At 64.0% G+C, this 17,725-nt stretch carries 17 protein-coding genes, 1 tRNA gene and 1 pseudogene; 5 read left to right on the top strand and 14 right to left on the bottom strand.

Going from position 1 to position 17,725, the window contains the following annotated elements:
- Position 1: 1 nt before the first annotated feature.
- The 11 genes from nuoG to IVB41_RS23205 all read right to left on the bottom strand — a co-directional run bounded on the left by nuoG (position 2) and on the right by IVB41_RS23205 (position 11,537).
- A complete protein-coding gene (nuoG, locus tag IVB41_RS23255) occupies positions 2-2,077 on the bottom strand; it encodes an NADH-quinone oxidoreductase subunit NuoG (protein ID WP_247435305.1) in 2,076 nt (691 codons plus the stop codon).
- Positions 2,078-2,082: 5 nt separating this feature from the next.
- A complete protein-coding gene (gene nuoF, locus IVB41_RS23250; protein ID WP_247435299.1) occupies positions 2,083-3,408 on the bottom strand; it encodes an NADH-quinone oxidoreductase subunit NuoF in 1,326 nt (441 codons plus the stop codon).
- A gap of 15 nt (positions 3,409-3,423) precedes the next feature.
- Positions 3,424-3,627, bottom strand: a complete 204-nt coding sequence (locus IVB41_RS23245; RefSeq protein WP_026232874.1) for a hypothetical protein — start codon at positions 3,625-3,627, stop codon at positions 3,424-3,426.
- Positions 3,627-4,238, bottom strand: coding sequence for an NADH-quinone oxidoreductase subunit NuoE (nuoE, locus tag IVB41_RS23240; protein WP_247435296.1), 612 nt, complete (start codon positions 4,236-4,238; stop codon positions 3,627-3,629). Before nuoE ends, IVB41_RS23245 begins: the two co-directional genes overlap by 1 nt.
- Before the next feature lie 12 nt (positions 4,239-4,250).
- A complete protein-coding gene (locus IVB41_RS23235) occupies positions 4,251-5,213 on the bottom strand; it encodes an FkbM family methyltransferase (protein WP_247435293.1) in 963 nt (320 codons plus the stop codon).
- Complete coding sequence (locus tag IVB41_RS23230; RefSeq protein WP_247356280.1) at positions 5,213-6,409, bottom strand: NADH-quinone oxidoreductase subunit D; 1,197 nt, start codon at positions 6,407-6,409, stop codon at positions 5,213-5,215. Before IVB41_RS23230 ends, IVB41_RS23235 begins: the two co-directional genes overlap by 1 nt.
- Before the next feature lie 2 nt (positions 6,410-6,411).
- Complete coding sequence (locus IVB41_RS23225; RefSeq protein WP_018455092.1) at positions 6,412-7,026, bottom strand: NADH-quinone oxidoreductase subunit C; 615 nt, start codon at positions 7,024-7,026, stop codon at positions 6,412-6,414.
- Positions 7,027-7,037: 11 nt separating this feature from the next.
- Positions 7,038-7,625 carry an NADH-quinone oxidoreductase subunit B family protein gene (locus tag IVB41_RS23220; RefSeq protein ID WP_027567200.1) on the bottom strand — a complete coding sequence of 196 codons (588 nt, stop codon included), beginning with the start codon at positions 7,623-7,625 and terminating at the stop codon, positions 7,038-7,040.
- Positions 7,616-7,981 (bottom strand): NADH-quinone oxidoreductase subunit A, encoded by a 366-nt coding sequence (locus IVB41_RS23215; protein ID WP_007603535.1) that lies wholly within the window; start codon positions 7,979-7,981, stop codon positions 7,616-7,618. The genes IVB41_RS23220 and IVB41_RS23215 overlap by 10 nt, the downstream gene beginning before the upstream one ends.
- A gap of 574 nt (positions 7,982-8,555) precedes the next feature.
- Positions 8,556-10,808 (bottom strand): TonB-dependent siderophore receptor, encoded by a 2,253-nt coding sequence (locus IVB41_RS23210; RefSeq protein WP_247435289.1) that lies wholly within the window; start codon positions 10,806-10,808, stop codon positions 8,556-8,558.
- A gap of 213 nt (positions 10,809-11,021) precedes the next feature.
- Positions 11,022-11,537: a MarR family winged helix-turn-helix transcriptional regulator gene (locus IVB41_RS23205; protein ID WP_247289468.1), complete on the bottom strand. Its 516-nt coding sequence runs from the start codon at positions 11,535-11,537 to the stop codon at positions 11,022-11,024.
- Between the two features lie 180 nt (positions 11,538-11,717).
- On the opposite strand from IVB41_RS23205, the gene IVB41_RS23200 reads away from it, so the two are divergent.
- The 3 genes from IVB41_RS23200 to IVB41_RS23190 all read left to right on the top strand — a co-directional run bounded on the left by IVB41_RS23200 (position 11,718) and on the right by IVB41_RS23190 (position 14,609).
- Positions 11,718-12,908 carry an aromatic ring-hydroxylating dioxygenase subunit alpha gene (locus tag IVB41_RS23200; protein WP_247435286.1) on the top strand — a complete coding sequence of 397 codons (1,191 nt, stop codon included), beginning with the start codon at positions 11,718-11,720 and terminating at the stop codon, positions 12,906-12,908.
- Between the two features lie 61 nt (positions 12,909-12,969).
- Positions 12,970-14,265 (top strand): MFS transporter, encoded by a 1,296-nt coding sequence (locus IVB41_RS23195; protein WP_346770866.1) that lies wholly within the window; start codon positions 12,970-12,972, stop codon positions 14,263-14,265.
- A gap of 140 nt (positions 14,266-14,405) precedes the next feature.
- Positions 14,406-14,609, top strand: coding sequence for a hypothetical protein (locus IVB41_RS23190; RefSeq protein WP_026232877.1), 204 nt, complete (start codon positions 14,406-14,408; stop codon positions 14,607-14,609).
- 91 nt (positions 14,610-14,700) lie between these two features.
- On the opposite strand, the gene IVB41_RS23185 is transcribed toward IVB41_RS23190, so the two are convergent.
- The 3 genes and pseudogenes from IVB41_RS23185 to IVB41_RS23175 form a co-directional block, all read right to left on the bottom strand.
- The gene (locus tag IVB41_RS23185; protein WP_245287764.1) at positions 14,701-14,790 is read right to left on the bottom strand and encodes an SEC-C metal-binding domain-containing protein; all 90 of its coding nucleotides are present in this window, start codon (positions 14,788-14,790) and stop codon (positions 14,701-14,703) included.
- 259 nt (positions 14,791-15,049) lie between these two features.
- A pseudogene (locus IVB41_RS35820) lies at positions 15,050-15,274 on the bottom strand (FkbM family methyltransferase); the annotation flags it as partial.
- A 464-nt stretch (positions 15,275-15,738) separates the two neighbouring features.
- Positions 15,739-15,815: transfer RNA gene (locus tag IVB41_RS23175), tRNA-Asp, on the bottom strand.
- A 179-nt stretch (positions 15,816-15,994) separates the two neighbouring features.
- Here IVB41_RS23175 and IVB41_RS35660 point away from each other — a divergent pair.
- On the top strand, positions 15,995-16,348 hold the full coding sequence (locus IVB41_RS35660) for an HU family DNA-binding protein (RefSeq protein ID WP_256468853.1): 354 nt from the start codon (positions 15,995-15,997) through the stop codon (positions 16,346-16,348).
- A 102-nt stretch (positions 16,349-16,450) separates the two neighbouring features.
- Entirely contained in the window at positions 16,451-17,701 is a 1,251-nt protein-coding gene (gene pepT / locus IVB41_RS23165; protein WP_027567208.1) for a peptidase T, read from the top strand.
- Positions 17,702-17,725 lie beyond the last annotated feature (24 nt).

Here is a 17,725-nt window from a genome sequence, read left to right as displayed (position 1 = left end):
CTCACTCCGCTGCGGTCAGCATCTGCCCGGAGGCAAGCCGCGAACACTCCGCCATCACGGCGGACGCACGCGCGATTGGGTTGGTCAAATAGAAGTCCTCGACGAGCGGCTTGAACGGGGCCTTCTCCGTCGGGCCGCCCTTCCCCGCGAGTTTCTTGATCTGATCGGCCGCGCCGGCCTCGATCTGGTCGAGACGGATCAGATGCGGCACGGCCTTGAAGATCGCCTGGCGCAGGGCCGAGAGCGAGTCATAGCCGAGCTTCTTGCCGAGCGCCTCCGACAGCGCGCGGACAATCGCCCAGTCCTCGCGGGCCTCACCCGGCGGGAATGCGGCCCGTCCGGTCATTTGCACGCGGCCTTCGGTGTTGACGTAGATCGCGGACTTCTCGGTGTAGGCGGCTGCCGGCAGGATGACGTCGGCGCGATGGGCGCCGCGGTCGCCGTGGGTGCCGATATAGACGACGAAGGTGCCGTCCGACGGCTTGATCTCGTCGGCGCCAAGCAGGAACAGCAGATCGAGCGTCCCGAACGTCGTCATCTGCGCCGCGTTCAGCCCGCCCTGACCGGCGACAAAGCCGATGTCGAGCGCGCCGACGCGCGAGGCGCTCTCGTGCAGGACGCCGAAGCCGTTCCAGCCGTCCTTGAGCGCGCCGACGTCGAGCGCGAGCTTGGCCGCGGCTGCGAGAATGGCGGCGCCATCGTGGCGCGAGGCGGCGCCCGCACCAACCAGGATGATCGGATTCTTGGCGTTCTTCAGCACGTCCATGAAGGAGTGCTTGCCGGCCGCGAGCTCACCGAGCGTGTCCGTGCCCGCGCCGAGATGGTCATATTCGTAGGTGAGGTCGGGCTTGGCGCCGATCACGCCGACCTTGAAGCCGCCGGCGCGCCACCGCTTGCGGATGCGGGCGTTGAACACGGCCGCCTCTTTGCGCGGATTGGCGCCGATGATGAGCAGCGCATCGGCCTGCTCGACGCCGGCGAGCGTCGGATTGAAGATGTAGGAGCCGCGGCCGAACGCGGGATCGAAGGCGTCGCCGCCCTGCACTGCCAGATTGGCCGAGCCGTATTTGGCCAGCAGATCCTTCAGCGCGAACATCTCTTCGACGCCGGCGAGGTCGCCCGCGATCGCACCGATGCGCTTGCCGTCGGTGCGGGCCGCTTTCGCGGCGATCGCGGCAAAGGCCTCGGGCCAGCTCGCCGCGCGCAGCTTGCCGGCTTCGCGGATATAGGGCCGGTCGAGGCGCTGGGTGCGCAGGCCGTCGACGACGTGACGGGTCTTGTCGGAGATCCACTCCTCGTTCACGGCCTCGTTGATGCGCGGCAGGATACGCATCACTTCGCGGCCGCGGGTGTCGACGCGGATCGCAGATCCCACGCCGTCCATCACGTCGATCGACTGGGTCTTGCCGAGCTCCCACGGGCGCGCGGCGAAGGCATAAGGCTTCGAGGTCAGCGCGCCGACCGGGCAGATATCGACGAGATTGCCCTGAAGCTCAGACGTCAGCGCGTGCTCGAGATAGGTCGTGATCTCCATGTCCTCGCCGCGGCCGGTCGCGCCCATTTCAGGGGCGCCGGCCACTTCCGCCGAGAAGCGGACGCAACGGGTGCACTGGATGCAGCGGTTCATCGAGGTCTTGACCAGCGCGCCGAGATATTTGTCCTCGACCGCGCGCTTGTTCTCGGCGAAGCGGCTGGTGTCGACACCGTAGCCCATCGCCTGGTCCTGAAGGTCGCACTCGCCGCCCTGATCGCAGATCGGGCAATCCAGCGGATGGTTGATGAGAAGGAATTCCATCACGCCTTCGCGCGCCTTCTTCACCATCGGCGAACGGGTGGAGATTTCCGGCGGCTCGCCCTTGGGACCGGGACGGCAATCGCGCACGCCCCAGGCGCAGCTCGCGACCGGCTTCGGGCCGCCCTTCACCTCGACGAGGCACATCCGGCAATTGCCGGCGATCGACAGCCGCTCGTGATAGCAGAAGCGCGGAATCTCGGCGCCGGCCGCCTCGCACGCCTGAAGCAGCGTGTATTCGGCGGGGACATCGATCTCTTTACCGTCGATGATGAGCTTGGTCATTGTCTCTACTCCGCCGCGACCATGTTCACGGGATCGCGGACGCCGGCATCGTCGACGTCGGCCTTGTGCGAATATTGGTCGATGCGCGCTTCGATCTCATGACGGAAATGCGCGATCAGGCCTTGGATCGGCCACGCCGCCGCGTCGCCGAGCGCGCAGATGGTGTGGCCTTCGACCTGCTTGGTGACTTCCAGCAGCATGTCGATTTCGCGCTTGTGGGCGCGACCGTCGGCCATGCGGGTCAAGACGCGCCACATCCAGCCCGTGCCCTCGCGGCACGGCGTGCACTGGCCGCAGCTCTCGTGCTTGTAGAAATAGGAGATGCGGGCGATGGCGCGGATCAAATCGGTCGACTTGTCCATCACGATCACGGCCGCGGTGCCGAGGCCCGAGCGCAGCTTGCTCAACGAGTCGAAATCCATCGGCGTGTCGATGATCTGCTCGGCCGGCACCATGCGCACGGAGGAGCCGCCCGGGATCACGGCCTTGAGGTTGTCCCAGCCGCCGCGGACGCCGCCGCAATGCTTCTCGATCAGCTCACGGAACGGAATGCCCATGGCTTCTTCGACGTTGCAGGGCCGCTCGACATGGCCGGAGATGCAGAACAGCTTGGTGCCGACATTGTTGGGACGGCCAATGCCGGCGAACCATGCCGCGCCACGGCGCAGAATGTCCGGCGCAACCGCGATCGACTCGACATTGTTGACGGTGGTCGGGCAGCCATACAGGCCGACATTGGCCGGGAACGGCGGCTTCAGCCGCGGCTGGCCCTTCTTGCCTTCGAGGCTCTCGAGCAGCGCGGTTTCCTCGCCGCAGATATAGGCGCCGGCGCCGTGGGCGACGTAGATGTCGAACGGCCAGCCGTTGACGTTGTCCTTGCCGACCAGCTTGGCCTCATAGGCCTGGTCGATCGCCGCCTGGAGATGCTCGCGCTCGCGGATGAACTCACCGCGGACATAGATGTAGCAGGCATGCGCGTTCATCGCGCAGCTCGCGATCAGGCAGCCCTCGATCAGGAGATGCGGATCGTGCCGCATGATCTCGCGATCCTTGCAGGTCCCGGGCTCGGATTCGTCGGCGTTGACGACGAGATAGCTCGGCCGGCCGTCGGTCGATTCCTTCGGCATGAACGACCATTTCAGGCCGGTCGGGAAGCCGGCGCCACCGCGGCCGCGCAGCCCCGACGCCTTCATCTCGTTGATGATCCAGTCGCGGCCCTTGTCGATGATGTTCTTCGTGCCATCCCAGGCGCCGCGGCGCCGCGCGCCCTCGAGCCCCCAATCGTGGAGGCCGTAGAGGTTCTTGAAGATGCGGTCCTTGTCCTCGAGCATGTCAGTGCTTTCCGATCAACGGTTGGCTTGCTTGTAGGCAAGCCCGGCGGCGCAGACGGCGAAGGTCAGCGCCCAGAGCAGACTGGATTCCAGCGACGCGTTCAGGGCGAAGCGCTGAAGCAGGAAAATGAACGTGGCCGCCACGGCGGAATGCATTGCGACGAAGCCCCACTTCTTCACAACACTGCTCCCTTCAACTGGCGGCGAGAGATCACGCATCAGGTGATCTCCTTCAGCGTGGTCGGCCCACCGGTCGGCGCCGAGAACTGGCGGCCGTTCTGCGGACCGGGCTTGGGCGGATTGCCCGAGGCAAAGCCATCGAGCACCTTGCCGAAGCTTTCCTTGGTCAGATCCTCATAGGTATTCTTGCCGATCAGCACCATCGGCGCGTTCACGCAGGCACCGAGGCACTCCACCTCTTCCCAGCTGAAATTGCCGTCCTTGGAGAGATGGAAGGGCTCGTGATGGATACGGTGCTCGCAGACGTGGATCAGATCCTCGGCGCCGCGCAGGCGGCACGGCGTGGTGCCGCAGACCTGAACGTGGGCTTTCTCGCCGACCGGGGCCAGCTGGAACATCGTGTAGAAGGTCGCGACCTCGAGCACGCGGATATAGGGCATGTCGAGCATGTCGGCGACAGCGCGGATCGCGGCCTCCGAGACCCAGCCGTCGTGCTGTTCCTGTACGCGCCAGAGAATGGCGATGACGGCCGAAGCCTGGCGCCCGGCCGGATATTTCGCGATCTGCTGTTTGGCGAACGCGAGGTTCTCCTCCGTGAACGCAAAGCTCGCGGGCTGGACTTCCTTCGGTGCTAATCGGCGAACGGACATCTCTTCAATCTCTCACTGCATGCGGCGCGCGGTTTTCGCATTCAGGGCATTGATCCTGTCCTGCCAGAATGCGCTTGCGGTGCCGAAAACATTGTAGCCGACATGGGTCGAGACCTTGATGCGGTCGAGGATCGACAGCTCGGTCACCGTCTCCATACGCCTTGTGCTGGGATCGTAGACGATCAGCTTCAGCGGGGTGTGTTCGAGGATGTAGCGCGAGACCGCGTGCGAACGGTCGCTGCCATGCTCCTCGCACATGATGACGCTGTCGGCCTGGAGCAGCCGAGCGCCGCCCTTGATCGCCTCGATCTCGACGCCCTCGACGTCGAGCTTGATCAGGTACTTGCCGGTCGCGGCGACCTTGCCGTCGTCGATCAGATTATCGAGCGCGATGACCGGCACGTCCTCGCCGCCCGCCGACGCATCGCCGGCGATGCTGAAGGCCTCGTGCTTGGTGCCTGACAGACGCGCGGTGCCACGGGCCGCACCGATCGCGCATTTCATGGTCTCGAAGCGGCTGCCATTGATGCGGGCGTTGTTGGCGAGCTTCGGATGGTTCTGCCCGGACGGCTCGATCGCGATCGCCTTGTGCGAGCCGAACGGCTTGCTCGACACCAGCACCGACCAATAGCCGTAATTCGCGCCGCAATCGAGCAGGGTGTAGTCGACGTCGATGGAGTCGGCGAACAACAGCTCCAACTCGTCCTCGTAATTATAGGAGCGGTTGAGCAGTTTGCTCCAATAGCCGTCGCCGTAGGGAAATTCGAACACGGCGTCGGGGTTGAGCTTGATCGCGATGTTGCGCTCGGGCAGCGTCTTGCGCAGCAGATTGGCGCAGGCGATGTAGCCCATATGCGAGAAGTGCGAGGAGATCTTCGATCCCGTCACCAGCGCCAAGGCAGCCGTCCGCTCCCACAGGTTGGCCCCTTCAAGGGCCCCCGAGGCGCGGTCAAACTGGATCGGCGCCTGCGCCATCACCGATCGACCTCTCCGAACACGATGTCGAGCGAGCCGAGGATCGCCGACACGTCGGCGAGCAGATGACCGCGGCAGATGTGGTCCATGGCCTGGAGATGCGCAAAGCCGGGCGCGCGGATCTTGCACTTGTAGGGCTTGTTGGTGCCGTCCGAGATCAGAAAGACGCCGAACTCGCCCTTCGGCGCCTCGACCGCGGCGTAGACCTCGCCGGCCGGCACGTGGACCCCTTCGGTATAGAGCTTGAAGTGATGGATCAGCGCTTCCATCGAGCGCTTCATCTCGCCACGGCGCGGCGGCGCGACCTTGTTGTCTTCGACGACGACGGGACCCTTCCCGTCGGCTGCGTTCAGCTTCTGGATGCACTGCTTCATGATGCGCACGGACTGGCGCATTTCTTCCATGCGGATCAGATAGCGGTCGTAGCAGTCGCCGTTCTTGCCGATCGGGATGTCGAAATCCAGCTCGGCGTAGCATTCATAGGGCTGCGACTTGCGCAGATCCCACGCCGCGCCCGAACCGCGCACCATCACGCCGGAGAAGCCCCACTCCCAGGCTTCCTTCAGCGAAACCACGCCGATGTCGACGTTGCGCTGCTTGAAGATGCGGTTCGCGGTGAGCAGCCGGTCGAGATCTTCGACCACTTTCAGGAACGGATCGCACCAGGCGTCGATGTCGTCGACCAGCTTCTGCGGCAGGTCCTGATGCACGCCGCCGACGCGGAAGTAGGCTGCGTGCATGCGGCTGCCGGAGGCGCGCTCGTAGAACACCATCAGCTTTTCGCGCTCTTCGAAACCCCACAGCGGCGGGGTCAGCGCGCCGACGTCCATCGCCTGCGTGGTGACGTTGAGCAAATGCGACAGGATGCGGCCGATCTCGCAATAGAGCACGCGGATCAGCTGCGCGCGGCGTGGCACCTCGATGCCGAGCAGCTTTTCTGCAGCCATGCAGAAGGCGTGCTCCTGGTTCATCGGCGCGACGTAGTCGAGACGGTCGAAATAAGGGATCGCCTGCAGATAGGTCTTCTGCTCGATCAGCTTTTCGGTGCCGCGGTGAAGCAGGCCGATATGCGGGTCGACGCGAGCGACGACCTCACCATCCAATTCAAGCACAAGACGAAGAACACCGTGCGCAGCCGGATGCTGCGGTCCGAAGTTGATCGTAAAGTTGCGAAGCTGTTCGGGTTGCTCGTTCATGTTCAGACCTTCGGCCCCGCTTTTTCATCACCCGGAAGGACCGGATAGTCGGCGCCCTCCCACGGGGACAAAAAGTCGAACTTGCGGAATTCCTGGTTGAGCCTGACCGGCTCGTACACCACCCGCTTCTCCTGGTCGTCGTAGCGGACCTCGAGGAAGCCGGTGGTCGGGAAATCCTTGCGCAGCGGATGACCCTCGAAGCCGTAATCGGTCAGGAGGCGGCGCATGTCGGGATGACCGACGAAGATCACGCCATAGAGGTCGTAGGCCTCGCGCTCGAACCAGTCGGCGCCGGGAAACACCTCGATCAGCGACGGCACCTGCGTGGTCTCGTCGGCCTGGGCCTTGAGCCGGATCCGGGCGTTCAGGGTCGGTGACAGGAAGTGATAGATCACGTCGAAGCGCTTCTCGCGCGAGGGATAGTCCGCCGCCGTGATGTCGGTGAAGTTGATGAAGCGGCAGTTCGGGTCGTCGCGGAGGTACTTGACCACCTCGACGATCTTGCTGACCTCGACATCCACCGTGAGCTGGTTGAAGGCCACCGAATGACCGATGGCGGCGCCCGGAAGCGCGCTAACGATCGTCTGCCCCAGGGCGTCGAGCTTGGCGTCGTCCATGACGTAAAACCTTAGCGTTCGATGGTGCCGGTGCGGCGGATCTTCTTCTGCAGCAGCAGCACGCCATAGAGCAGCGCTTCCGCCGTGGGCGGGCAGCCCGGCACGTAGATGTCGATCGGCACGATGCGGTCGCAACCGCGCACGACCGAGTAGGAATAGTGATAATAGCCGCCGCCGTTGGCGCAGGAGCCCATCGAGATGACGTAACGCGGCTCGGGCATCTGGTCGTAGACCTTGCGCAGCGCGGGCGCCATCTTGTTGGTCAGGGTCCCGGCGACGATCATCACGTCCGACTGACGCGGCGAAGCACGCGGCGCGAAGCCGAAGCGCTCGACGTCGTAGCGCGGCATCGACACCTGCATCATCTCGACCGCGCAGCAGGCGAGACCGAAGGTCATCCACATCAGCGAGCCGGTGCGCGCCCAGGTGATGAGGTCGTCGGTCGCGGCCACGAAGAAGCCTTTGTCGGACAGTTCCGAATTGACCTCGAGGAAGAACGGATCATTGGCCCCGACCGGCTTGCCGGTCGACGGGTCCAGGATGCCCTTGGGGGCCGGCGCGAGAGCCGGACCGGCGGACGACACAGGGTTCAATCCCATTCCAGTGCGCCTTTCTTCCATTCATAGGCGAACCCGACCGTCAGCACGCCAAGGAACACCACCATGGACCAGAAGCCGGTCGCGCCAAGCTTGCCGAACGCCACCGCCCAGGGAAACAGGAACGCCACCTCGAGGTCGAAGATGATGAAGAGGATGGCGACCAGATAGAAGCGGACGTCGAACTTCATGCGGGCGTCGTCGAAGGCGTTGAAACCGCACTCATACGCCGACAGCTTTTCCGGGTCCGGCTGCTGGAACGCGACGATGAACGGCGCGATCAGCAGCACCAGACCAATGAGGCCCGCTACCCCTATGAAGACGACGAGTGGAAGATAGTTCTGCAGAATGCCGCTCATTGACGAGCCCTTTTTCCCGCAGCCTCGGGACAGCCACGGATTCGTCCAGTTTGGAATTGTTCTGAGCCTTAGCGCAGTGCACCAATGGGCGCAAGACACGCTCTTTTTAGGCCCTTTGTCGCCCTCAGAACGGTGGAAATCCCGGAATCACCCCGCGGCTGGTATGGAGCAGATCGACAGCCCCAGCAAGAGCGCCCCGATCAGTCCACACCCGCTGGGCCGTGACGTCCGTTGTTGAGAAGGCTCACTTTATCTAGGCCGCGACGCAGCAATGTCCAGATTACAACGAGGACAGGCGCGCCCACCATCGGGCGAGCGATCCGGGAGCCATGCATCACGATCGGACCCGGGCTCGTCTGGCGAATGCGTCGGGCGGGCGGCGCCCGCTTCCGCCGCCGCGGAAAATCAATGGCGAGCGCGGCGGCGACGTGGCTGGGTCGTCGCGCGCCGCGCTCGCATGAGCTTCGGGCCGGGGGGCATAGCCCGCGAGCTCATCGATCTCGTGGGTGGAAGCCAGTGACGAGCCGGTCAGGCTCTCACGATGGCCTTCCCTCGCCTGTTCTCGTCATTTGCCTCACCATTTGTAGGAGACGCTGGCAGTGACGCGCCGGCGGTCGCCGTAGAAGCAGGAGGACGCCGCCGCGCAGCTCGCGACATAGATCTTGTCGGTCAGATTGACCACGTTCAGCGCGGTGCGCCAGTTCTGCCATTCGTAGTGGAGCGCGAGATCGCCGAGCACGACCGCGGGAACCTCGAGGGTATTGGCGGTATCCGCCCACGACGAACCGACATAGCGGACACCGCCGCCGAAGCCGAACCCCGCGAGCGGCCCGTCCTTGAAGGTGTAGTCCGCCCAGCCCGACACCAGGAGCTCAGGCGTGTTGGTCGGGGTCTTGCCGACCAACGACGGGTCCAGATCCCTGCTGTTGAACAAATGGTAGGCCGTGAACGAGCCGATCAGCTTCAGCTCGCGCGTGGCGTTCGCCACCGCTTCGAGCTCGATGCCGCGCGATGTCACCTCGCCGGTCTGGTTCTGCAAGGTCGTGACGACAGGATCAGTGGTTGCCACGTTCTGGCGCTTCAGGTCGAACACCGAAGCGGTGAAGTAGCCGTCAAATCCCCGCGGCGCGACCTTCACGCCGATTTCCGCCTGCTGGCCGGTCTCCGGCAGGAACAGCTGGTTTTGCGCGTTGAGGCCGATGATCGGATTGTAGCTCGTGGCGTAAGACACATAGGGCGCGATGCCGTTGTCGAAATTGTAGATCAGCCCGGCGCGCCCGCTGAACCTGCTGTCGTCGCGGCTGGCGAGCGTGGCGCCGGTATCACGGCCAGCCTGCGTCGTCTCGACCCAATCGTTGCGGCCGCTCAGCACCAGCGTGAAGTTGCCGAGCTTCATCTGGTCCTGAAGATAGGTGCCGGCCTGCTTCTGCGTGATCTGGAAGTTGCGGAACGGTGCGCCCGTCAACGGAATGTCAAATCCATAGGCGGGATTGAAGACATTAATCGAAGGAACGGTGCCGAAGTTGAAAGCCTGATAGTCGTCGATCTGATAGCCCTTCAAATCGACCCCGAACAGCATCGTGTGCCGCACCGCGCCGGTGTTGAAGCGGTACTCCAGCTGATTGTCGAGATTGGCCTGGTTGGCGGTGTTCTTCGCATACCAATTATAGCGACCGAGACTGGCCGTGTTGATGTCAGCCCAATTATTGCCGACGTAGCCGCGATAGGTCACATCGACGTGGGCAAAGCGCGCATTCTGCCGGAACGTCAGATCGTCGGTGAGATTGCGCTCGAACTGGTAGCCGAGCATCTCCTGCTCGCGCGTGAACTTGTCGACGCTGGGATCGCCGGCGAAAAAGCTGGTGGGGATCTTGCCGAACCGAGCGTTGGTCACCGTGCCCTCATAGGGCAGGAAGTTGATGCCACGGGTTTCCTGCCGGGAAGCTGAAGCCAGCACCGTGAACGTCGTGTCGGCGTCCGGCTTCCAGGTCACCGACGGCGCGATGAAGTAGTTGTTGTCCGGGGTGAAATTGACCTGCGTAGGGCCGTTCTGGACCTGGCCGACGACGCGGTAGAACAACTTGCCGTTTTCGGGCTGGGTCGCGACCGGACCGCCGACATCGAAGCCGACATAAGCGTTGCCGAAATTGTTGACGCCGGTCTCGATGAAGCGGACGGGGTCCGCGGGCGGCATCTTGCTGATGACGTTGACGATGCCGCTCGGGCTCGATCCGCCATAGAGCACGGCCGACGGACCGCGCAGCACCTCGACGCGCTCCATGTTGGGCGCCTGGAGCTTCCAGCTCGCATAGGACGTGTAGAACAGCTGCATGCCGTCGAGAAACAGTCCGACGTCGTCGGACTTGAAGCCGCGGATCAGCCACCAGTCGTTGCGCGTGTCCGCGCCGAAGGTCCCGGCGCGGACGCCGGCGGTATAGCGCAGGACTTCGTCGAGCTTGTTTGCCTTCTGGTCGCGGATCTGCTCCGCGCCAATCACCGACACCGCCTGCGGCGTCTCCATGATCGGCGTGTTGGTCTTGGTGCCGGACGAGCTGCCGCCGGCGACGTAGCCGTGCACCGGGCCGAGCGGGGTCTCCACGGAACCGACATGGCGCCGCGGCTGCGGCTTGCTTCGGTTGGCGGTCTGCTGGGATGATCGCGGCGCGCGGCGCTGGACGGAGGGCGCCGCCCGGCGGCGCGCTTCCGGCGCGGTGACGGTGACCGACGGAATGTTCTGCGCGCCACTCTGCGCAGGAGATTGTGCAAGCGATGCCTGCGGCACCAAAACCCAAGCGGATGCGGTCGCCAATACGGCCGACCGCAGCATTCCAAGACTGTTCAACGCGCAACCCCAAAACTGCGTGTTTTGATTTGCCCATGCCGTCAGTCCCATGACGGCATGCGCTTGCGGTGACGCTTAGGGGAGCGCGCGCGAATTCCCTAATTGAAAGCCTCTTAGAAAGAGTCTTAGAAAGAGTCTTGGAAGGGTTCTTGGAAAGATTTTTGGAAGCGATCCAACATGTCCCGGATTGCCGAAACGTCAGCGCGAAGTCTTCTCGTTCTCGAGCATCTCGGCAGCGATCGTCGTCAATTGATCGACCTGCTGCAGCAGCGCCTCGAACTCGGCTTCGCTCAGATGTTCGCGCAAGCGCCGATTGCGCTCCTGCGCACCGGCGACGATCGCATCATGCGCCGCAAGGCCGGTTGCGGTCAGCGAGACCAGAACCTCGCGGCTGTCTTTCGGGTTCGCTGATTTCGCGATCAGCTTGCGCGAGACGAGTTCCGCAAGCGCGCGGCTGATCTGCCCCTTGTCCTGGCCGACAGCTTCCGCAAGCCGCGCCACGCTCATCGGCGGCCGCCGGCCGAGCGAGGCGACCAGGCCAAACTCGACCGAGGACAATCCGGCGAGACGCTTGTAGCGCAGGATGGCGCCGCGCTTGAGCAAATTGGCCAGCACCATCAGCCGCGACGACAGCATGACAGTGATCGGCGCCGGCGACTGACTTTCGTCCGCATCGGACGATGCGCGCCCGGCCCTGCTTGATGTCTGGCTCATGATCCACCTCTGCCAAGAAAGCCGCGGCGTGCCAAGTCTTGGTAGCGCAACCTCCCCAGCCTGATCCGAATGCGATTAAGAGGCATTTGGAAAATCGTTGACATTGTCATCGATCAGCCCTTCACTGGTGTTCAGGGCGTCACAAGCCGAGCCAGCAAGGCCGACAGCGGGAGGATCAGCATGACCATCACCCAGCGAGATCGCGATCTCGGCACGGCCTATGCGATGAAGCCGGCGCACACGCGCACCGAGCTCACCTCGGTCGTGCGCGGCACGCCGATGGGCGAACTGCTGCGACGCTACTGGCATCCGGTCGGGCTCATCAGCGATGCCACCGACACCCCGAAAAAGGTTCGCGCGCTCGGCGAGGATCTGGTGCTGTTCCGCGACAAGCACGGCCGCGCCGGCCTGCTCCACGCCCGCTGCTGCCACCGCGGCACCACGCTCTATTATGGCAAGGTCGAGGAGGACGGCATCCGCTGCTGCTATCACGGCTGGAAGTTCGACACCGAAGGTCACTGCCTGGAGCAGCCCTGCGAACTCGACGGCGGCCAGTTCAAGGACAAGGTGCGCCAGCCCTGGTATCCGGTCGAGGAGCGCTACGGGCTGATCTTCGCCTATATGGGCCCGGCCGAAAAACGCCCGGTGCTGCCGGCCTATGAATGCCTGGAGATCATGGACGACGGCGAGTTCGTGGAGGCGGACGACTCCTCGATCGGCGGCGGTGGTCCCGCGATCATCCCCTGCAACTGGCTCCAGCATTTCGAGAACGTGGTCGATCCCTACCACGTGCCGGTGCTGCACGGCTCGTTCTCGGGTCCGCAATTCACCAACATGATGGCATCGATGCCGGAGGTGACGTTCGACAAGACGCCGCGCGGGATCGCCGTGCGCTCGATCCGCAAGCAGGATGATGGCAAGGTGTTTTACCGCGTCACCGAGGCGGCGCTCCCCACCTTGCGCGTCGTGCCAAACCCGCGCGTGGCGCAGTTCGCCCGTGTCGAGTCGATCGGCTGGACGCTGCCGATCGACGACACCTCGTTCCGCATCTACGTCGCCGGCCGCGTCAAGAACCCCGGCGACATCGGGCGCATGCGCTCGAAATTCAACGGCAAATTCTGGTGGGACATGACCGAGGAAGAGCACCAGCAATTTCCCGGCGACTATGAAGCCCAGGTCGGCCAGGGCCCGCAGACCATCCATTCCGAGGAGCATTTCGGCCAGAGCGACCGCGGCATCCTCTTGATCCGGCGCATGCTGAGCGAGCAGCTCGAGGCGATGGAAGCAGGCCGCGATCCGATCGGAATCTCGTTCGATGTGAGCGCGCCTCGGGTCGAATTCGAAGCGGGGAATTACATCCGCGACGCGTGAAGCAGCCAGCTCCAATCAAAGCTGGACCGACAACGATAACAAAGACTAATTGGGGGAAGCGATGGTCGATGTGACATCACAAATGTCGGTGCAAACGGCCGCGACGGCAAAACCCCCGGCGCGGCGCTATTACGTGCTGGGCCTGCTCACGATCATCTACGCGCTGAACTTCCTCGACCGCACGATCTTCAACGTGCTGATCGAGCCGATCAAGAAGGAGTTCCAGCTCAGCGACACCATGATGGGCCTGCTCGCGGGCTTCGGCTTCGCCCTGTTCTACTCCCTGCTCGGCATTCCCATCGCGCGCGTCGCCGACCGGCTCAACCGGCGCAACATCGTCGCCGTCGCCTTTGCGTTCTGGAGCGCGATGACAGCGTTGTGCGGCGCTGCTTCGAGCGTCACGTCGCTGGCGCTGGCGAGGATCGGCGTCGGCATCGGCGAATCCGCAGGCTCGCCCGCCTCGCAATCCATCGTCGCCGACCTCTTCGCCAAGAACGAGCGTCCGCGCGCGCTCGGCATCTACGCCGTCGGCACCTATCTCGGCGTCTTCCTCGGTTATTTCGTCGGCGGCTACGTCAACCAGCACTATGGCTGGCGGATGGCGTTCTACGTCGCGGGCCTGCCCGGCATCCTGCTCGCTATTATCCTGTGGCTGACGATCTCCGAGCCGAAACGCGGCGCCATGCAGGAGAATTTCGTGCCTGAGCCGCTCGGGCCGACGCTGCGTTTCCTGGCCTCGCAGCAGAGCTTCATCATCGTGCTGATCGGCTTCTGCCTCACCACTTACACGAACTACGCGACCGCGGCCTGGATCCCGCCGTTCCTCGCGCGCGTGCACCATCTGTCGAGCGCCGAGATCGGCACCTACGCCGGCACCTTCAAGGGGCTCGCCGGCATGGCCGGCACCCTGCTCGGCGGCTTCGTGGTGGCGCAGATCAGCCGCCGCGACGACCGTTGGAAGCTGTGGGCGCCCGCCATCACCTCGGGCCTTGCCGGCCCGGTGTTCGCGCTGTGCATGCTGACGCAGGACTTTGCGATGATGGTGGCCATGCTGGCGCTGACCTCGTTCCTGGTCGGCTTCCATCTCGGGCCGATCTTCGCGATCGCGCAGACGGTGGCGAAGCCGAGCATGCGGGCGCTGGCCTCTGCCCTGATCGCGCTCACCGCCACCTGCTTCGGCCAGGGCGTCGGCCCGCTCGCCGTGGGCATGGTCAACGACGCCCTGAAGGGCACTTACGGCGCCGACGCCGTGCGCTATTCCCTGCTCTCGGCGGCGGTCACGACCACGCTGGGGGCGCTCCTGTTCGTCTGGGCGGCCCGCACGATCCGGAACGATATCGGCCGGGCCGCAGCCTGACGCCGGCCCCGGACGCCTCCCGGGCGAAACCCGCTCGCGGGGAGATGAAACCATTTTGCGGAACCCGCGAAACCATCCGGAAACAGACGGTCCTTACAAGAAGAGCCATAGACGGCGGCAAAGCCCGTCGGGAGGCTCAGATGAACCACTCCATTCACTCTGCTGATCGTGCGACCCACCTCAAGATCGTGGTGGTGGCGCTGGTAGCCGGAATCACGGTGGCCGGCTTCGGGATCGCAGCTCGCACCAATGCCGATTACAGCCAGACCGCCCAGTCCGCCCACGTGATCAAGGCCGGCAAGCCGGTCGTCGTCACCAGCGCCGGGACGTCGGAGATCCGCTGAGGGCGAAAAAGGTCCGGTTTGATACCAAATGGCCGCCTTCGGGCGGCCTTTCTGATTCAGGCGACGAGCGAGTGAGCCAACATGAAGCGGGTCAATAGCTGCCGCAGCAGTGCTTGAATTTCTCGCCTGAACCGCAAGGACAGGGATCGTTGCGGCCGACACCGCTCTGCCCATAACGCAGCCGGTTGAGGGCCTACCTGTTCTGCTCCAGGATCATCTTGCGGCGCGTCTCCTGCACGCCGATCACGGCAGCATTGTCGCCGGGCGTCCCAGAACGCCTGCGGCTTCAGATGGGCGAGCTTGCCGCTGACATAGACCGGGTAGAAGCAGCCGAGCGTTCCGTCGCGCAGGCGCTGCAGCGTCGTCAAATCGTAGAGGAAGAAACCTGCGGCCAGCAGCATCGCGTTGATGTCCTGGAAGTCGTCAACGTCGGTCTCGCAGACGACCACGCTGCAATTCTCGAGCACGTCGCGCGCGCCCTTCAGCGCGGCCTGTTCCGCGCCCTGCACGTCGAGCTTGAGCAGGAACGGCGGCTTGAGCGACAGCTCTTCGACCAGCGCATCAAGCGTCGTCGCCGGTACTTTCACCTTGCTGGTGGTGAGGTCGTTGACCCGCGACCAGTAGACGTCGCCCGCGGGACGCAGCGATGACCAGTAAGGATGCACGGATTCCGTGATCTCGATCTCGCCCTCGTGGTCGGTGATGGCGCAAATGCGATAGTGCCCGCCAAGCACCTCCTTGATCGCCTTGAGGGAGTCCTCGTAGATCCTGTTAGCGTCGACGTTCAGTGGCACCGCGCGCTGAGGCACGACTGATGGTTGAGCACGAAGTGCCCGTCGGCGCAGCCCAGATCGATCACGGTCCCGTAGCGCACGCCCTTCGCGAACAAATTTTGCAACGTCGCGCTGAAATCGGCTGCCTGCATCAACTCGATCCGAACAATCCCGGATTGAGCGGTACCATGTGATCAACGGCGCGATCAACTCGAGCGTCTGGCGACCGTCGCGCGGGCGAGGGAATTTTGCGCGGGTCGAAGACAACAAAGCATGCGGAAGTCGGGGGCGCGCGCAACCCGGGATCGAAGCGAGATCAGGATTTGAAGGTAAGGGTATGAAAGGATTGCCAAAAATGGCGCGAGAGACGGGGCTCGAACCCGCGACCTCCGGCGTGACAGGCCGGCGCTCTAACCAACTGAGCTACTCCCGCGTGACACGCAAATGTCTGCGGAACGAGGGGGGACTTAAAGGCCGGACCTGTTGAAGTCAAGGATGTTGCGTCCACAGCGTGAACGGGGCGGATTTCCGTCGAGGGCGCGCACGGACGTGACCCGCGCTCATGCCGGCGGCGTAGTCAGTCCGGTCCCGAATCGTCTACGCCTCCGGAACTTGGCGGTTCAGGGATCGTCACCCGACCACCGGCAAGCATCGAGGAGGCCAGATATGGCGAAGAAGGCTGCCGCTCCCGCCACCATCACGCTCAAGCACCTCGCTGCCGACATTGCCGAGAGCCAAGACCTGTCGAAGAAGCGCGCTGAGGCCGTTCTGACCGACATGGTCGACCTGATCACCAAGCACCTGAAGAAGGGCGACCGCGTCCGGATCGTCGGGCTTGGAATCCTCCAGGTTCGCAAGCGCGCCGCCCGCACCGGCCGCAATCCCGCCACCGGCGAGCCCATCCACATCAAGGCCAGCAAGAAGGTCGCCTTCCGCCCGGTCAAGGAACTGAAAGAGGCGATCTGACCCCTCACGTTTCGTTAAGCCTGATCAGCGTCCTCCGGCCTCACCGCGCCCTGCTTTTCTGGTATACCGCCCCTCTCCCCTGACCCGGCGGTTTGACCAGAAATGTCCTCCCTCACCTTTTCGCATACCGTGACCGAGCGCTTCCTGCGCTACGTCACCATCGACACCCAGTCCGATCCGGAATCCCCGAGCTCGCCCTCGACCGAGAAGCAGAAAGATCTCGGCCGTGTGCTCGCCGCCGAGCTCAGGCAGATGGGCGTCGAGGACGCGCATCTCGACGATTACGGCTACGTCTACGGAACGATCCCGGCGAACACGACGAAGAAGGTGCCGGTGATCTGCTTCTGCTCGCACATGGACACTTCGCCCGACGTTACCGGCAAGAACGTCAAGCCGCAGGTCGTGAAGAACTATCGCGGCGGCGACATCACGCTGCCGGGCGACACCAGCCAGGTGATCCGCTTCGCCGAGCATCCGGCGCTGAAGAACCAGATCGGCAACGACATCATCACCACCGACGGCACCACCCTGCTCGGCGCCGACAACAAGGCGGGCGTGGCCGAGATCATGGATGCCGCGCATTTCTTCATCAACAACCCGGACGTGAAGCACGGCACCATCAAGATCCTGTTCACGCCCGACGAGGAGATCGGCCGCGGCGTCGACAATGTCGACATCAAGAAGCTCGGCGCCGAGTTCGGCTACACCATGGACGGCGAGAGCGCGGGCAGCGTGGAGGACGAGACCTTCTCGGCGGACGGCGCCACCATCACCATCAACGGCGTCAGCGCCCATCCCGGCTATGCCAAGGGCAAGATGGAGCATGCGATCAAGATCGCCGCCGCCATCGTCGAGCGCCTGCCCCGCGAAGGCTGCTCGCCCGAGACGACATCAGGCAAGCAGGGCTTTCTGCATCCGATCGGCATCGAGGGCGCGCTGGAGCAGGCGACGCTCTCCTTCATCGTGCGCGACTTCACCGAGGAAGGGCTGAAGGAGAAGGAGATCCTGCTCGAGAACATCGTCAAGGACGTGATGAAGGATTTTCCGCGCTCGACCTACACATTCGAGGTGCGGGAGCAGTACCGCAACATGAAGCAGGTAATCGATCGTCACCCGCACATTCTCGAATACGCCATCGAAGCGATCCGCCGCGCCGGCCTGCGCCCGATGCGCACCGCGATCCGCGGCGGCACCGATGGCTCGCGCCTCTCCTTCATGGGCCTGCCCTGCCCCAACATCTTCGCCGGCGAGCACGCATTTCACTCCCGGCTCGAATGGGTCAGCCGGCAGGACATGGAGAAGGCGGTGCAGACGATCGTGCACCTCGCCATGATCTGGGAGGAGAAGGCCTAGCGCCTCTCGTCAAAAGACCATGGC

Source organism: Bradyrhizobium sp. 44, from assembly GCF_023073095.1.
GTDB lineage: Bacteria > Pseudomonadota > Alphaproteobacteria > Rhizobiales > Xanthobacteraceae > Bradyrhizobium.
Note: the sequence above shows the minus strand (reverse complement) of the source record. Positions and strands in the feature narration are given on the sequence as shown.

Coding starts and splice junctions, on each gene's coding strand:
- nuoG (WP_247435305.1), bottom strand. CDS start 2,077: ATGACCAAGCTCATCATCGACGGTAAAGAGATCGATGTCCCCGCCGAA.
- nuoF (WP_247435299.1), bottom strand. CDS start 3,408: ATGCTCGAGGACAAGGACCGCATCTTCAAGAACCTCTACGGCCTCCAC.
- IVB41_RS23245 (WP_026232874.1), bottom strand. CDS start 3,627: ATGCGTGATCTCTCGCCGCCAGTTGAAGGGAGCAGTGTTGTGAAGAAG.
- nuoE (WP_247435296.1), bottom strand. CDS start 4,238: ATGTCCGTTCGCCGATTAGCACCGAAGGAAGTCCAGCCCGCGAGCTTT.
- IVB41_RS23235 (WP_247435293.1), bottom strand. CDS start 5,213: ATGGCGCAGGCGCCGATCCAGTTTGACCGCGCCTCGGGGGCCCTTGAA.
- IVB41_RS23230 (WP_247356280.1), bottom strand. CDS start 6,409: ATGAACGAGCAACCCGAACAGCTTCGCAACTTTACGATCAACTTCGGA.
- IVB41_RS23225 (WP_018455092.1), bottom strand. CDS start 7,026: ATGGACGACGCCAAGCTCGACGCCCTGGGGCAGACGATCGTTAGCGCG.
- IVB41_RS23220 (WP_027567200.1), bottom strand. CDS start 7,625: ATGGGATTGAACCCTGTGTCGTCCGCCGGTCCGGCTCTCGCGCCGGCC.
- IVB41_RS23215 (WP_007603535.1), bottom strand. CDS start 7,981: ATGAGCGGCATTCTGCAGAACTATCTTCCACTCGTCGTCTTCATAGGG.
- IVB41_RS23210 (WP_247435289.1), bottom strand. CDS start 10,808: ATGCTGCGGTCGGCCGTATTGGCGACCGCATCCGCTTGGGTTTTGGTG.
- IVB41_RS23205 (WP_247289468.1), bottom strand. CDS start 11,537: ATGAGCCAGACATCAAGCAGGGCCGGGCGCGCATCGTCCGATGCGGAC.
- IVB41_RS23200 (WP_247435286.1), top strand. CDS start 11,718: ATGACCATCACCCAGCGAGATCGCGATCTCGGCACGGCCTATGCGATG.
- IVB41_RS23195 (WP_346770866.1), top strand. CDS start 12,970: ATGGTCGATGTGACATCACAAATGTCGGTGCAAACGGCCGCGACGGCA.
- IVB41_RS23190 (WP_026232877.1), top strand. CDS start 14,406: ATGAACCACTCCATTCACTCTGCTGATCGTGCGACCCACCTCAAGATC.
- pepT (WP_027567208.1), top strand. CDS start 16,451: ATGTCCTCCCTCACCTTTTCGCATACCGTGACCGAGCGCTTCCTGCGC.